The following is a 13,578-nucleotide window of genomic DNA, read 5'->3' as shown; positions in this document are numbered from 1 at the left end:
AACAGGGCTTCAAAGTTGAAGTCCTGTTTTTTTATTCACTTCTTAATGCAATTGCGGCATCTTTCTTAGCTGCCATTCTAGCAGGAATGTGTCCACCAAGCATAGTTAAAATAGTACTGATAATTACTAAGATTAAAGCTTGCGTTGGATCAAGCTGAGCCACGTTACTCATATTAGTAATTGCGTATAAAACAGCATTAATTGGGAAGGTACATAGGTAAGCAATGAAAATACCTAAAATACCAGAAAAGAGTCCTAAAATAAATGTTTCTGCATCAAAGACACGAGTAATGTCGCGCTTTCTAGCTCCAAGAGCCTTTAACACACCGATTTCCTTAGTTCGTTCTAAGACAGAAGTGTAGGTTAAAATACCGATCATAATCATAGAGGTTACTAATGAAATTCCAGCAAAGGCAACTAAAACATCGGTGATACCATCAAGCAAACCACCAGTTAATTTAGTTACTGTACCTGACATATCAGTATAAATAATCTGGTCTTTTTTCGACTTTCCCTTATTATACTTATCTAAGTAATCAAGTACTTTATCTTTTGACTTAAAGGAATTTGGATAAATAAGAATACCGCTAGGGATGCTAGAGCCACCTAGAGAAGCAATGAATTGCTCTTTTTGATTTTTATTCATTGGCTGATTAGTCATGACGTTAGTTGAACTATTCTTTTGGGCTTTAACAATGTTTGAATTTTCATTTTGTTTGATGATTTCTTGAGTCAAGCCATCGCTGTAGGCAATTCCATTATCTAGGAGAGCCATTTGGCTATTATTTTTACCACGAATGACTGCCGTTACCTTCAAAGTTAAGTTGCTTGAATCATACATAGACTTAGAAGCTTTTTGCGGAACAAAGTTGCCAGTAGGTAGTTCTTGGTAGTAATCGTTATTATTGATCACTTTAAAAGTTCGACCAACAATTTTATTAAGTTCTAACTTTTGACCATCTTTAATTGAAATACCTAAATTCTTAAGTGCGTTAATGTTGGCTTGATTTTTATTATTTAAAACGAGAACTACATCATACATCATTGTTTGACTTAGGCCATGATCCAGCAAGGATTTGGTAATTATCTTTTAAAAATGTTCCTTGCTTGGAATCAAGTGTCTTAGGAAAGACGCTGGTGTTAATCCCAACGCTATTCATTCCCTGAAGCTGCGCGCTAGCAATAGCTGAACCGGAATTGTTAACGTTAGAGAATTCTACATGCTTAATTTTTCCATTATCATTGGTTAAAAGATTAAGTTGAGTGCCACGAATGAAGGAAATGTTGTTAGCATAATCAGGATTAATCTTTTTAACATAGTTAATGTAAGACTGGGTAATTTTATTTTCGTGCGTATTCTTCTCATTGTCTGGCTTAGAAGCAACTAAATAGTCTTTATTTTTGACGTTTTTATCTGATTCGTTTCGACTTGTAGCAGCATTCATATCGGTTGCTGTTTGTGAAATAGAAATCGGAAACTTGGCTAACGTTTTGCTCTGTGTGTCGTTAATTTGCTTTTGAAAACCATGAGACAAGGCTAAGACAATTGCAATTCCGATGATTCCGATACTGGAAGCAAAGGCAGTTAAAAAGGTCCTGCCTTTTTTAGTCATAATGTTAGTAAAACTTAACTTTAGTGCATTCCAGTAAGACATCTTCGTTTTTTTGAGTTTAAAGGTGTCTGCTACTTTTTTCTTTGGTTCAAAAGGATTTGAATCGCTGAGAATTTTACCATCTTGAAAATGAACAATTCGACTAGCATATTCTTCAGCTAATTCTGGGTTGTGAGTTACCATGATGACTAGCTTATCATGACTTAATTCTTTGATTAGCTGCATGATACTTTCGCTAGTCTTGGTATCCAAAGCGCCGGTTGGCTCGTCACACAAAAGAATGTCAGGATCGTTAGCTATTGCCCGGGCAATAGCGACACGTTGCATCTGTCCACCGGATAATTGGTTAGGACGTTTCTTTAAATGCTTGCCAAGACCAACACGCTTTAAAGCAGCAACCGCTTTTTCATGGCGTTCATTGCTACTTACGCCAGAAAGCGTCATCCCAAGTTCAACATTTTCAATGATTGAAAGATGAGAAATTAAATTGTAGCTTTGAAAGATAAAGCCAACAGAATTGTTACGGTAAGCATCCCAGTCAGTTTGAGAAAAGTTCTTGGTAGACTTACCGTTAATGATGATGTCACCAGAATCGTAATGGTCTAAGCCACCGATTACGTTTAAAAGTGTTGTTTTTCCAGAGCCACTTGGACCTAGAATGGCTACAAATTCGCTGTTACGAAAGTTGATTGTAACGTCATTAAGAGCATGTGTAACAGTGTCTCCGACATGATATGTCTTTTTTAAATGTAAAAGCTGTAGCATGTTTCTTCCCCTCTAAGCAATTATGTATTTGCTCCAACCTAATAGAGCGAATATTGCTTGAATTATAAATAGAATTGCAATTAACCCAATAATAACAAAGTGGCGCTTCTTATGCATGATAAAGACACCAGCGAATTCACGGATAGTAGCATTAGGCAAGAAATAAAATCTAGTTGTTGCGCCGATACCGTTAGCCTTTAAATGCGCCATTTTCGCATACAATCCGGCTCTAAAAAGATGATAGTTATTAGTGAAAAATTTTACCTTGAACTTTTCATTGCCATAATCTTTGATAGCAACAGCTTTAGAGTAGACCATATTTTGATAAGTATTGGTTGATTTGTCTTCAAGTAAGATTAAATCAGGGTCATAACCGCGTTTAACTGCATAATCTTTCATTGCTTCTGCTTCTGACAAATCTTCGTCTTTACCTTGTCCACCAGACATGATCAATTTAGGGCGCTTGTGGCCTTTATCATATTGTTTATTAGAAAAGGCAATTGCACGGTCAATTCTTGAGCCAAGAAGTCGTGAAACTTTTTTACCATCAATAAGACCTGCGCCTAAAACGATTAAGTAGTCTTGTTTGTAGCGTCGCGGAACAATCTGATATAAGACTAGGTTGAGTAAGAAATTGTACATTACAAACAATAAATAAAAAGCAATTAAAGCTGCGCCGGCAACTAAAGAATGAAGCCAACCCGGTAGCTTATGGAAGACGCCTAAACGATATAGAGTCCATAATGCTACTAGAAATAACCCAATAATTAATGTTAGAAGATTAGGAAGAGAGTGACTTTCATATTTCCAAACAAAATAAGCATTCCATAGAAAGAAAATCCATGAGAATGTAACTAGGAAAAAAATCCCAAACAAGAAAGCCAAGGCTATAAATGAAAATGAAGAGGTTAAGATAACATTATGCTGTGAAAAGATCAATATTGCTGCCCAAGTCAAAAATGTAAGCCCAAATGCTGTAAAGATTAATCCATTAATTAAGCGACGCGGCTCAATTAGCCAGGAAAATAAAAATAGTAATAAAAACATAAACATCAATAAAGTAGTAATTGTTACTCTATGATGCATGGTAAAATTAAGAAATTGATGTAAAGATTGCATGAGTTGTGATTGCATGATTAAATGTCCTTATGTCTTTTTGATAAATAATTATAAAGAAAAAAAAGTAGGTAATTTCAATTAGGGGAAGTGTTCGAATGAAGACTTTTTTACGCTTTTTAGGTAATTTAGCAGTAATTATTATTGCCTTTGTGTTTTATACAGTTTTGCAATTAGGATACGCACAAAAAAAGGTGAACTTATTATTTGCAATTATTCTAGCCGTTTTAACGGTAGCGGTGATTTACTGGATGTATTGGATTTATAAAAGAGAGCTTAAGCAGGAAAATGATTGGTTCTTTAATGCTAAACCGCACTGGGATGTGAAGAGAATTATTATCGCAGTAGCTGCCTTTTTTGCTCTGGTAATTTTTCAAGTAGCTTATATTAGATTGATTGGCGGAAATACTGTTTCTCAGAACCAAGCAGAACTTGACGAGGTTAGGAAAGTAGCATCGCCGATGTTTAATATTTTGCTTGTTGTAGTAGCTCCAATTTGTGAAGAATTCATTTTTAGAGCGCTATTCTTTAATACTTTCTTCCCAGCAGATAACAACCTTAATAAGTGGGTTGGCATTGTAGCAAGTGGTTTTGTTTTTGCTTATGGTCATGATCCAATGTTTAGTAAATTTATTTATCTCTACTGGGTAATGGGAATGATCCTTGCATGGACATATGTGGAAACAAAGGATATTAGATATTCGATCTTAACGCATATGCTAAATAATATCCTCTCAATTTTATAGTAAAAGAAAAGGAGCACTAGTACTCCTTTTTATTATGTCTTAATTGTTCTAAGACAACTTCTGCAATTTCATTATTAGTCCACATCCAAGCAATATGGCCTAGTGCTTCTGAGACATGTTCTTCTAGTGGCTGGTCTTTAGGAGAAGGAACAGTCTTCATTAATGGCATGATTACTAAGTGAAAAGCAATCCAAACTGCTAAACCAAATGGAACTCCTTGATCAACAGTTAGCCACTTAACCTTCTTTTCGAGCAAGGCAGCATAGGTTGTTGCAAAGGAAATAGAAAATCCAAAGTGAACTAGATAGCTTACCCATGGTAATTTTTCACCAGAATAAGTGTAAGTTGCGTGAGTTAATTTAGCGGGTACACCCATTTGTTCAAGTAATTTTTGTGGTGGATTGGTTTTATTTCTCTCTGGTGTTCTTGGAGGGAGAATATTTTCCCAGCCTAACTTAACTAATCCAGAAATAACACCAGCAGCAGTACCTGCAATTAATACATTTTTCCAACTAAATTTTGACATTATCTTCACGTCCTTTTGTAGGTTCTTTGTTCTTATTGTAACAAATTCAGTCCTTAGGGGATGATTTAAGGTCTTCCTTTGCATGAACATTTTTAGCAGCCATATTGTTTAAGTAGATCCAAATTTGTGAACGATATTTTCTTAAAATATATAACAGGACTAAATAAACAATGATGCATAAACTGATCCAGAGCGGATTTTGTGAAATAAAGGCGGCAAAGACTAAAGCGTTAATAGGCCGAGCCATCAAATTAAAACTAGTTACTAAGACAATTCCGGCTGGGATAGCAGCGCCATACTGAGAAATAGCACCCGTATAAATTGAACCAAGCCAACTAGCAGCATATAAACCTAGGCTAAACCAGATAACGCCGTTTGCAATAACTTTTAAGATATTGCCGTCAGTAATAGCAACAATTGATTCAACCATAAACGGTAGTGAGATTAAATCAACTACAGGAAGCGTTTTGTTTCCAGGTAAAAGAAAAGCAATAACAACCATGATTGGGATTAAGATTATGCCAGAAATAATCGTAGCTGATTCACCATATCCTACACCGTCATCAACTGCTAAGAACCAACGCTTTTTATCATGAACTGGATCTACTTCTGGCTGCTGATTAGCATTTTGCTTTCTTGTTTGATCAATCTGCTTGGCCAGCGGAGTAAAAGCTTTACTGAAGACATTAGTAACTAAAGGAAAGATGGTCATCACAGCTGATAATTGAATGGCAAATTGGAAAATTTGCCCCCAAGCTTTGATGGTAGCTAAATCTTTAAGATTGCCTAAGATACCAATTACTATTCCTAGGATAGCTCCTAATGTGGTTGGCTCACCGAAGACGCCAAATTTGTTTTTAAAGGCTGCTGGGGTTAGATTTGCCTTATTGAAGCCAAGCATATTCCAAAGCGGGTCAAGCAGAATAGCTGGAACTGTTTGGACGATATTTTGAGCAGCACAAACAGTAGTATTTTCAATCTTGTAGTATCTTGACCAACGGTCCGCTTGGATTTCAGCTAACAATAAGGTATAAAGCAGCATGAAAAAGGATAATCCAAGGGAGATCCACCAATTATGAGTTACATAAAAAGCTAATGTACCCCAAATCATGAAACCAAAATTGTTCCAAAGATTTGAGGGCATAAAAACTTTAGTAACGCCAACAGCAAACAAAATAAATTCTGCAATTAGTCCAAAGACAAAAAAGGTTAAACCAACTGGAGATCCAAAACTTGCAAGAGAACCAGCCTGCCAGCCAATATCGACAATAGGCAATTTAATTCCAGTATTATCAACCATTTGCCGGACAATCTTTGTCACTACAGGAGTAAACTCATTAATGATCCAAGAAAATCCAGTTAAGCCAACTCCTGCATAGAGTGCGCACATCATTGCTTTTTTAGGTTTTACTTTTAAAAATAAGGCAATGATAAAGATCATAACAGGAACAATCACTGTGGCACCGAAGGCATTAAAAAAAGTATGAATATTGTTTAGCATTAGTTTGCCTCTTTTCTTTCCATCTCAAGCATCCAGTCTTAGTATAGAAAAGAAGAAAAAAGAAGGCTAATAATTAGAATTATGTATATCAGTGTGCTAGTAAGTTTAAATTATTTTATTTTTGAAAAGATGACTTATGCTTTATCTGGATATTTTTAGCAGCCATCTTGTTTAAGTAAGTCCAAATTTGTGGACGGTATCGTCTAAGAATTAATAATGAAATTAAGTAAATGATAATACATAAGCTAATCCAAAAAGGATTGCGAGAAATAAAGGCCGCAAAAATTAACGCATTAAAAGGTTGAGCCATCAAGCTAAAGCTAGTAACTAAAATGATGCCAGCAGGAATTGTTACACCATAATGGGCAATAGCATTAGTATAAATTGGTCCTAACCAGCTAGCTGTATAAAGTCCTAAACTAAACCAGACAATACTAGTTGCGATAACTTTTAGAATATTACCATTTGTTATTGCCACGATTGATTCCACCATAAATGGAAGTAAAACCAAATCAACAATTGGCAAAGTTTTGTTGCCAGGCAAAAGGAAAGCTAAGATAAGCATAATTGGAATTAAAACTATTCCTGAAATTATAGTAGCCGATTCACCATATCCTACGCTATCGTCAACTGCCAGAAACCATCTTTTTTTATCATGAATTGGATTTATTTCAATGCCAGAATTGGATTTTTGCTTTTGCTTACGACTTTTATCTATTTGTTCAGCCAAAGGAGTAAAGGCCATATTAAAGACTGTTGCAATCAGAGGAAAAATGGTAATTACAGCTGATAATTGAATAGTAAATTGAAAGATTTGCTCCCAAGCACTGACTTGGTTGAGCTCTTTGATATTTGCAATTAGGCTGATAAATAGTCCTAAAGCAGCTCCTAGAATTGGAGATTCACCAAATATTCCTAGCTTATGCTTTAAGGTGGTTGGTGTGAGAGTAGTTCGATTAAAACCTAGTCGATTCCAAAGCGGATCAAGTAAAATAGCGGGAATTGTTTGAACTATATTTTGTGCGGAGCAAACAGTAATGTTTTTGCTTTTATAGTAAGTTGACCAACGGTCTGCTTGAATTTCCGCAAAAAGTAGCGTGTAGAGAAGCATGAAGAATGAAAGCCCTAAGGAAAGCCACCAATCATGAGTAACGTAGAATGCCAGACTTCCCCAGAGCATAAAAACAAAGTTATTCCATAAGTTGGATGGCATGAAGACTTTTGTAATTCTTGTAGCAAATAAGATTATTTCTACCAATAGTCCAAATATAAAAAATGTTAAACCAATAGCTGATCCAAAACTGGCAACTGCTCCAGCCTCCCAGCCTATGTCAACGATGGGGCTTTTAATTCCAGTGTTGTTGACCATTTTATAAACAATTTTGATAACTATTGGAGTAAATTGATTGATAATCCATGAAAAACCAGTCAAACCAATTCCTGCATAAAGACCATAGAGCAAGCTTTTCTTAGGATCATACCCTACGAATAAAGCGATGATAAAAATTGTTGTTGGTATAACTATCGTTGTACCAAAAGAATTAAAGAAAAAATTAATAGTATTCATCAATGGTGATCATCCCTTGTAACTAATAACATAAGTATATCCAGATGGGGGGGTCAAGCAAGTTACTTAATGCTAAGAGCAGGTTAATCTTCGTATTTTTTTATTATATTTTGTATAATACTTTTATAGTATTTTTCTATTTTTTATTTAAGGAAGGGGTAGTATGGAATATTTAAAACTGTTAGGAATATTAATAATTGTGGTCGGCTTTGTCCTAAAGTGGGACACAACCGCAGTTGTAGTTATCGCAGCAATTGTAACGGGACTATTCTCAGGAATGGATTTTGTTAAGTTGCTGGAAGTAATTGGAAAGAGTTTTGTAGACAACCGAATGGTAAGTTTGTTCTTCTTAACTTTACCAATGATTGGACTAGTTGAATCTCATGGGTTAAGAGATTATGCAGTTAATGCGATTAAAAAGTTGAAGAAATTAACTGCTGGAAAGATTTTAAATATCTATCTTTTAATTCGTGAATTAGCTGGTGTCTTTGGAATTTCTCTTCAAGGACAAGTTCAATTCGTTCGTCCATTAATTGCGCCAATGGTAATTGCTGCTGCTGAAGACCAAGATAAGAAGAAATTAACTGAGTCAGAGATTGACTTAATTAAGGGTCGTAGTGCAGCAGTTGATAACTTTGGTAACTTCTTTGCTCAAAACTTGTTTGTGGCTTCAGGTGGTGTACTTTTAATTTCTTCAACAATGAAGTCGCTTGGCTATAAGGTTGATCCGGTTGGGATTGTGCTTAATACGATTCCAATTGCGATTATTACTTTTGTTTTAGTCTTTGCTTATAATCTTTACTTTGACCGTCAGATGAAGAAATGGGAGGGTCAATAAAATGCAAAATACGATTAACTTTTTACTCGCCATCCTTTATGCCCTGATTGGTTTATGTATGGCGGTTGCTGGAATTGAAACTTTAAGAGATAAGGCAAATAAGGCGAGAATTGGAACTGCCGTTTTTTGGTTCTTCTTGGCAATTATTTTTGCCTTTGGAGATTGGATTCCAGCTGTTGTATCGGGTGCGATGGTTTTAGTAATTGGAATTTTAGCTTTGTTTAAGCAAATTCAAGTTGGTAACTTGCCTAAGTTAGATCCTAAAACCGCGCAAGAAGGTGCGAAGCGTTTAGGAGCTAAAGTATTTTTACCAAGTATAGTTTTAGCATTAACTTCTATTTTGATTGCGCAGTTTACACCGTTGGGCGGTCAAGTTGGAATCGGTATTGGTGCTGTTGTTTCACTCATTTTGGCTATTTTCTTAACTAAGGCTCCAGCTAAACAGGTCTTTAAAGATTCGCAAAGAATGGTGCGAAGCGTTGGTGCACCTGGCGTTTTGCCGCAACTATTAGCTATGCTTGGAGTAGTCTTTACCACTTGCGGTGTTGGTAAGCTAACTGCTAATATGATTAGTCATGTTTTTCCAGCTGGAAATCATTTCTTAGGAGTGGCGTTATACTGTATTGCGATGGCGCTGTTTACTTATATCATGGGTAATGCCTTTGCTGCCTTTGCCGTAATTACAGCAGCAATTGGTATTCCATTTGTAATTGCTCAAGGAGCCAATCCAGTAGTTGTTGCGGCAATTGGAATGACATCAGGATACTGCGGAACGTTGGTAACGCCAATGGCTGCTAACTTTAACACCTTGCCAGTAGCTCTTTTAGAAATGAAAGATCAGATGGGCGTTATTAAGCAGCAGGCACCAGTTGCAGTTATTTTGTTGATTATTCAAATTGGTTTAATGTACTTTTTAGCATTTTAATCTTGAAAGGATAATATTATGAAAATTTTAGTAACAGGATTTGATCCATTTGGCGGAGATAAAATTAATCCCGCAATTGAAGCAGTTAAAAGACTGCCTGATGAAATTAAAGGTGCAGAAGTTGTTAAGTTAGAAATTCCAACTGTCTTTAATAAGTCAGCTGAAGTTGTCAAAGAAGCAATTGAAAAAGAAAATCCTGATTATGTCTTAAATGTTGGTCAGGCTGGTGGTCGTTTTGGCTTAACTCCAGAGCGAGTAGCAATTAATATCAATGATGGACGTATTCCAGATAATGAAGGCTACCAACCACTTGGTGAACCAATTCATGAAGATGGTGAAACTGCCTACTTTACACAATTGCCAATTAAGGCAGAAGCAAAGGCAATTAGGGATGCAGGCCTACCAGCTAGCATTTCAAATACTGCTGGTACTTATGTATGTAATCATATTATGTATCAAGTTCAATATATGAGAGATAAAGAATTTCCTAACATTAAGGCAGGATTTATTCATATTCCATTCTTACCTGAGCAAGTTGTAAACCGTCCTAATACTCCATCCATGGCGCTTGATGACATTGTTAAAGGATTAACTGCAGCTCTTAGCGCTATTGTTGAACGTGATGGTAAGGGCGATATTGAAGCAATTGAAGGCGCAAATCACTAAAGCGTAGGTGATTTATTGTATGTTTTGGGTGTTTCTAAGTTTAGCGATTATTGGATTCATTCTATGCTTACTAGTTAGGCAGCATATTATTAAATATGGTTTTCCATTTGCTTATTGCTTAATTGGAATTATTGTTTCTAGTTTTGTCTGTTTAACGCAATTTGGTAATCATGATACAAATTTTGATTGGTATGGTTATCTAGTAATTGTGTTTATAGTTGAAACTTGGTATTTGTACCATTACTTTTTATTAAGATCATAAAAAGAGGCTAATGTAGCCTCTTTTAAGTAAGGTCAAGCACGTAAGGTGTTTGGCCTTTTTCTTTGTTTTTATAATCTTATCGTTTTACTTTTTATTGGCTGCAGTTGTAAGTACTGTTTCACTTAAAATGCAGCAATGGTTAGTTAATGCAATTGCTCAGAAAATTTTAGCCTCAGGAATTGGCTTGATTAATACGATCCTTATGGTACTGCATCAGTGATGACTACGTTATTAACGACATACGTTTTAATCGGAATCCAAAATTTTGTACTTGTTTGGTTCTGTCCATCTCATTAAAATAGTGATAAAAATTTTTGATTAGGGGTGAAGGTAAAAATGACAATAGGAGATCTGCTTAGGCAATACCGTATTAACCAAAATAAAACTTTGCAAGAATTTGCGGGTAATATAATTGATCGATCTTACTACGGAAAAGTAGAAAGAAATATACATCAAATTTCAGCGGAAAACTTAATTAATCTGCTTAGATATAATCAAATTGATGCTATAGAATTTATTGAAACTTTAGACCCAAATTATGAAAACTATCAAAGTCAGATTCAAATTCAAAGAAAGATAATGGAAGAAGCATATTATCAAGTAGATAAAGATAAACTAAAAAAGGTTAAATTAATGATTACAGAAAGTAAATTATCTGAAAAAGATAAAGAAATTCAAAATTTGATTGCTGATGGACTTTTAGAATTACTAAATCCGGATAAACCTAATCAAAAAATTAGAGATGAGATTAAGAAGAAAATTTTTGAAATTCCAAATTTCAATAGTACTAAGTTTATGCTGTATTGCAATTCTATGCGTTTCTATAGTTTGGCTGATAACGAAGCAATTGTTAGAAAGATAATTGAAAAGTATCAAGTGCGTGAATCTATGCTTGTTAAAAAATCTCTACTTTCTTTAGCTATTAATGTTTTAGTCCTTTCTATCGAAGAAAATAAATTTGAGAATATTGATTTTTATATTGATTTTGCTAATAAGGTTCCAACTAATCCTGATCTTTTCTTTTATAAAAGTGCTATGACCTTTTTTACTTATTTCATTCAATATAAAAAGAATCAAGATAAGTCTGCGTTGCAATATTGCGATGCTATAATAAAAAGTTTTTGTCTTGTAGGTATGCCTGAGTATGGGGAAGAGCTACGAAAGTTTAAGGATAAATATAAATAATGTAATATTGGGGAAATATGCCCGTTTTAATTTCTTTCACTATTTTATAATTTACGCTTAATCTCAACAAAATAATTAACTGAAAGAAGTGCAGGGTGATTAGAATGAATTTCATTAAATGGATATTAGGCTTAATAGCTATCAATGTAGTTGGCTTAGTATTGATAACAATTTATTCGGCCTATTATAGTTTTGGAACCATGCTATTTGGTGTTCACACTGCAGCTGCAGTTAAAGACTTTTGGAATACTGAAATCTTAATGGGTACTATATTTATTGTCTGTGTTAACGCACTTGCGGTAATTACTGCAGTAGCTAGACAGTTCAAGAAATAAATTGTTTTGAAAGGGATAATATTATGAAAAAATTAGTATTATTTTTTAAGATATTACTAGGAGTAGTTCCTTTCTTACCTTTATTTGTAGATGCTATTTTCAAAACAAACATTCGTGTGTCAATTATGAATATGACAATGCAGTGGCCATTGTTGATTAAAGTTCCTATTTTAGTCATGTGTATTTCAGCATATCTATATTTCTGGTATGCAATTTTTAAAGAGATCCAAAATAGCCTATGAAAAATATAAAATTAATCAGTTATTCTTACAGTGTAACAATAACTTTTACGCTACTAGCAGTGCTAAATTTAACATCATGGTGGGGAAGTCTTCCTTATCGTATGGGAATGGTGCTAATGAATATAGTTGTTGGTACAAGTATGGAATATTTAGTTAATAGATATTCTGTTACAAAGAGAATAAATTTATTTAAAGGGCTAGTAGCTTTGGTATTACTAGTTACGAATATAGTCTGGATTGTTGCCGCTATGATTTGATCGTACAAAGAACGCAGTTTTAAACTGCGTTTTTTATTATGCCTGTTAAGTGATCGTGACTATATATTGGGATTGTTTAAAAAATGAATGTAGACGCTATGTTAAAAATTGTATTTTTTTCGCTGAGTTTTTAAATACTTAAACATATCTAGGTAGGTGGTGGCTTGCACACTGCACCCTAAATCTAAAACTTCTGAAATTAATGTAAGTATTGGTTTGTCATCACCATTTCTCATGTAATCAATTGCCTTTTGCAAATAAGTCAAGGTTAGAGTAAAAAACATTAAATATTGTGGTAATTCGATTTTTTTAAGTTCTTTGACTAATTTCTGAGCATAAGACAATTCATTAAGTGAAATCAGCCGTAAAATGCCATCTGATAAACTTCCCATAATGATTTCTAAGTTAAAACTAGTTTCAGCTTCTTTAAGACGGTTAATATTACGAATGATTTGCATTGAACTACCATAAATTTGCTTAGGATTGAATAGAAAAATTGATGCACCAAACGCTGAAATATAGTATTGACTCCATAAATTGACTTTTGAAAAAATTGCAAAAAGCTTTTTTTGGTCAATAGGAGGCAAGTAATTTTTATGTTCGATGATAAAAAGTTGATTACATAGATTAGCAGCCATAAATAAGTCAAACTTATTATGATTTTTATGATACTTAGTTAGTTGTTTTTGTGTAACTCGTTTGAGAAACGGAATATTTTCTTTTTCAGTAGCTTCAGAAAGCTCAGGATCTATTTCGGGTCGTGGTGAAAATTTGGACCAACCCATAAATTCATGACTAGTAATGTGAATTCTATTTAGTAATTTCATTGCCGTACTAAATTCAACCTCGACTTGATCATTTTCCCAGCGTGATAGTTTTGATTCAGAACAGATTCCGCTGCAAGCTTCTTTTTGCGTAATACCTTGTTCTAAGCGTAATTCTTTGAATTCATGACCATACATTTTTTCATTCTCCAAAAACTAACTTGCAGATCTGCAAGAGATTCATTTTTAAGTATAATCTCATCATATACT

13 protein-coding genes and 2 pseudogenes are annotated in these 13,578 nt (G+C 34.4%); 9 read left to right on the top strand and 6 right to left on the bottom strand.

The window, feature by feature from the left end; all coding sequences use genetic code 11:
• Positions 1 to 31: 31 nt before the first annotated feature.
• Positions 32 to 2,378, bottom strand: a pseudogene (locus AB5359_RS08545) (ATP-binding cassette domain-containing protein).
• Between the two features lie 12 nt (positions 2,379 to 2,390).
• Positions 2,391 to 3,512, bottom strand: a complete 1,122-nt coding sequence (locus tag AB5359_RS08540; protein WP_003649801.1) for a YdcF family protein — start codon at positions 3,510 to 3,512, stop codon at positions 2,391 to 2,393.
• Positions 3,513 to 3,592: 80 nt separating this feature from the next.
• Here AB5359_RS08540 and AB5359_RS08535 point away from each other — a divergent pair, with 80 nt between their 5' ends.
• Positions 3,593 to 4,240, top strand: a complete 648-nt coding sequence (locus AB5359_RS08535; RefSeq protein ID WP_003649802.1) for a CPBP family intramembrane glutamic endopeptidase — start codon at positions 3,593 to 3,595, stop codon at positions 4,238 to 4,240.
• Positions 4,241 to 4,256: 16 nt separating this feature from the next.
• Here the strand turns inward: AB5359_RS08535 and AB5359_RS08530 are convergent, their stop codons facing one another.
• From AB5359_RS08530 to AB5359_RS08520, 3 genes are all read right to left on the bottom strand, one after another.
• Entirely contained in the window at positions 4,257 to 4,766 is a 510-nt protein-coding gene (locus AB5359_RS08530) for a DUF1440 domain-containing protein (protein ID WP_048685403.1), read from the bottom strand.
• A 46-nt stretch (positions 4,767 to 4,812) separates the two neighbouring features.
• Entirely contained in the window at positions 4,813 to 6,267 is a 1,455-nt protein-coding gene (locus AB5359_RS08525) for a PTS galactitol transporter subunit IIC (protein ID WP_048685404.1), read from the bottom strand.
• Positions 6,268 to 6,382: 115 nt separating this feature from the next.
• Complete coding sequence (locus tag AB5359_RS08520; RefSeq protein WP_048685407.1) at positions 6,383 to 7,834, bottom strand: PTS transporter subunit IIC; 1,452 nt, start codon at positions 7,832 to 7,834, stop codon at positions 6,383 to 6,385.
• 163 nt (positions 7,835 to 7,997) lie between these two features.
• On the opposite strand from AB5359_RS08520, the gene AB5359_RS08515 reads away from it, so the two are divergent.
• The 8 genes and pseudogenes from AB5359_RS08515 (at position 7,998) to AB5359_RS08480 (ending at position 12,544) form a co-directional block, all read left to right on the top strand.
• Positions 7,998 to 8,672, top strand: a complete 675-nt coding sequence (locus tag AB5359_RS08515) for a DUF969 domain-containing protein (RefSeq protein ID WP_003649806.1) — start codon at positions 7,998 to 8,000, stop codon at positions 8,670 to 8,672.
• A 1-nt stretch (position 8,673) separates the two neighbouring features.
• On the top strand, positions 8,674 to 9,597 hold the full coding sequence (locus tag AB5359_RS08510) for a DUF979 domain-containing protein (protein ID WP_003649807.1): 924 nt from the start codon (positions 8,674 to 8,676) through the stop codon (positions 9,595 to 9,597).
• 18 nt (positions 9,598 to 9,615) lie between these two features.
• The gene (gene pcp / locus AB5359_RS08505) at positions 9,616 to 10,263 is read left to right on the top strand and encodes a pyroglutamyl-peptidase I (RefSeq protein ID WP_077410051.1); all 648 of its coding nucleotides are present in this window, start codon (positions 9,616 to 9,618) and stop codon (positions 10,261 to 10,263) included.
• Between the two features lie 19 nt (positions 10,264 to 10,282).
• Positions 10,283 to 10,525, top strand: a complete 243-nt coding sequence (locus AB5359_RS08500; protein WP_003649809.1) for a hypothetical protein — start codon at positions 10,283 to 10,285, stop codon at positions 10,523 to 10,525.
• 64 nt (positions 10,526 to 10,589) lie between these two features.
• Positions 10,590 to 10,789 (top strand): annotated as a pseudogene (locus AB5359_RS08495) (MFS transporter); the annotation flags it as partial.
• Between the two features lie 72 nt (positions 10,790 to 10,861).
• Positions 10,862 to 11,710, top strand: a complete 849-nt coding sequence (locus AB5359_RS08490) for a helix-turn-helix domain-containing protein (RefSeq protein WP_048685414.1) — start codon at positions 10,862 to 10,864, stop codon at positions 11,708 to 11,710.
• A 95-nt stretch (positions 11,711 to 11,805) separates the two neighbouring features.
• Entirely contained in the window at positions 11,806 to 12,045 is a 240-nt protein-coding gene (locus tag AB5359_RS08485; RefSeq protein ID WP_048685417.1) for a hypothetical protein, read from the top strand.
• A 238-nt stretch (positions 12,046 to 12,283) separates the two neighbouring features.
• Positions 12,284 to 12,544 (top strand): hypothetical protein, encoded by a 261-nt coding sequence (locus AB5359_RS08480; protein WP_048685421.1) that lies wholly within the window; start codon positions 12,284 to 12,286, stop codon positions 12,542 to 12,544.
• Positions 12,545 to 12,645: 101 nt separating this feature from the next.
• Here AB5359_RS08480 and AB5359_RS08475 read toward each other — a convergent pair whose 3' ends face one another.
• A complete protein-coding gene (locus tag AB5359_RS08475; RefSeq protein WP_077410049.1) occupies positions 12,646 to 13,506 on the bottom strand; it encodes a helix-turn-helix transcriptional regulator in 861 nt (286 codons plus the stop codon).
• Positions 13,507 to 13,578 lie beyond the last annotated feature (72 nt).

This window comes from Lactobacillus sp. RTP31084st1_F9_RTP31084_210423, from assembly GCF_040919545.1.
Taxonomy (GTDB): Bacteria; Bacillota; Bacilli; order Lactobacillales; family Lactobacillaceae; genus Lactobacillus; species Lactobacillus paragasseri.
This window is presented reverse-complemented; position numbering and strand designations above follow the sequence as displayed.

Excerpts from the sequence above, each read along its gene's own strand:
- AB5359_RS08500 (WP_003649809.1), top strand. The coding sequence starts at position 10,283 with ATGTTTTGGGTGTTTCTAAGTTTAGCGATTATTGGATTCATTCTATGC.
- AB5359_RS08520 (WP_048685407.1), bottom strand. The coding sequence starts at position 7,834 with ATGAATACTATTAATTTTTTCTTTAATTCTTTTGGTACAACGATAGTT.
- AB5359_RS08510 (WP_003649807.1), top strand. The coding sequence starts at position 8,674 with ATGCAAAATACGATTAACTTTTTACTCGCCATCCTTTATGCCCTGATT.
- AB5359_RS08490 (WP_048685414.1), top strand. The coding sequence starts at position 10,862 with ATGACAATAGGAGATCTGCTTAGGCAATACCGTATTAACCAAAATAAA.
- AB5359_RS08540 (WP_003649801.1), bottom strand. The coding sequence starts at position 3,512 with ATGCAATCACAACTCATGCAATCTTTACATCAATTTCTTAATTTTACC.
- AB5359_RS08535 (WP_003649802.1), top strand. The coding sequence starts at position 3,593 with ATGAAGACTTTTTTACGCTTTTTAGGTAATTTAGCAGTAATTATTATT.
- AB5359_RS08530 (WP_048685403.1), bottom strand. The coding sequence starts at position 4,766 with ATGTCAAAATTTAGTTGGAAAAATGTATTAATTGCAGGTACTGCTGCT.
- AB5359_RS08475 (WP_077410049.1), bottom strand. The coding sequence starts at position 13,506 with ATGTATGGTCATGAATTCAAAGAATTACGCTTAGAACAAGGTATTACG.
- AB5359_RS08525 (WP_048685404.1), bottom strand. The coding sequence starts at position 6,267 with ATGCTAAACAATATTCATACTTTTTTTAATGCCTTCGGTGCCACAGTG.
- AB5359_RS08480 (WP_048685421.1), top strand. The coding sequence starts at position 12,284 with ATGAAAAATATAAAATTAATCAGTTATTCTTACAGTGTAACAATAACT.
- AB5359_RS08515 (WP_003649806.1), top strand. The coding sequence starts at position 7,998 with ATGGAATATTTAAAACTGTTAGGAATATTAATAATTGTGGTCGGCTTT.
- pcp (WP_077410051.1), top strand. The coding sequence starts at position 9,616 with ATGAAAATTTTAGTAACAGGATTTGATCCATTTGGCGGAGATAAAATT.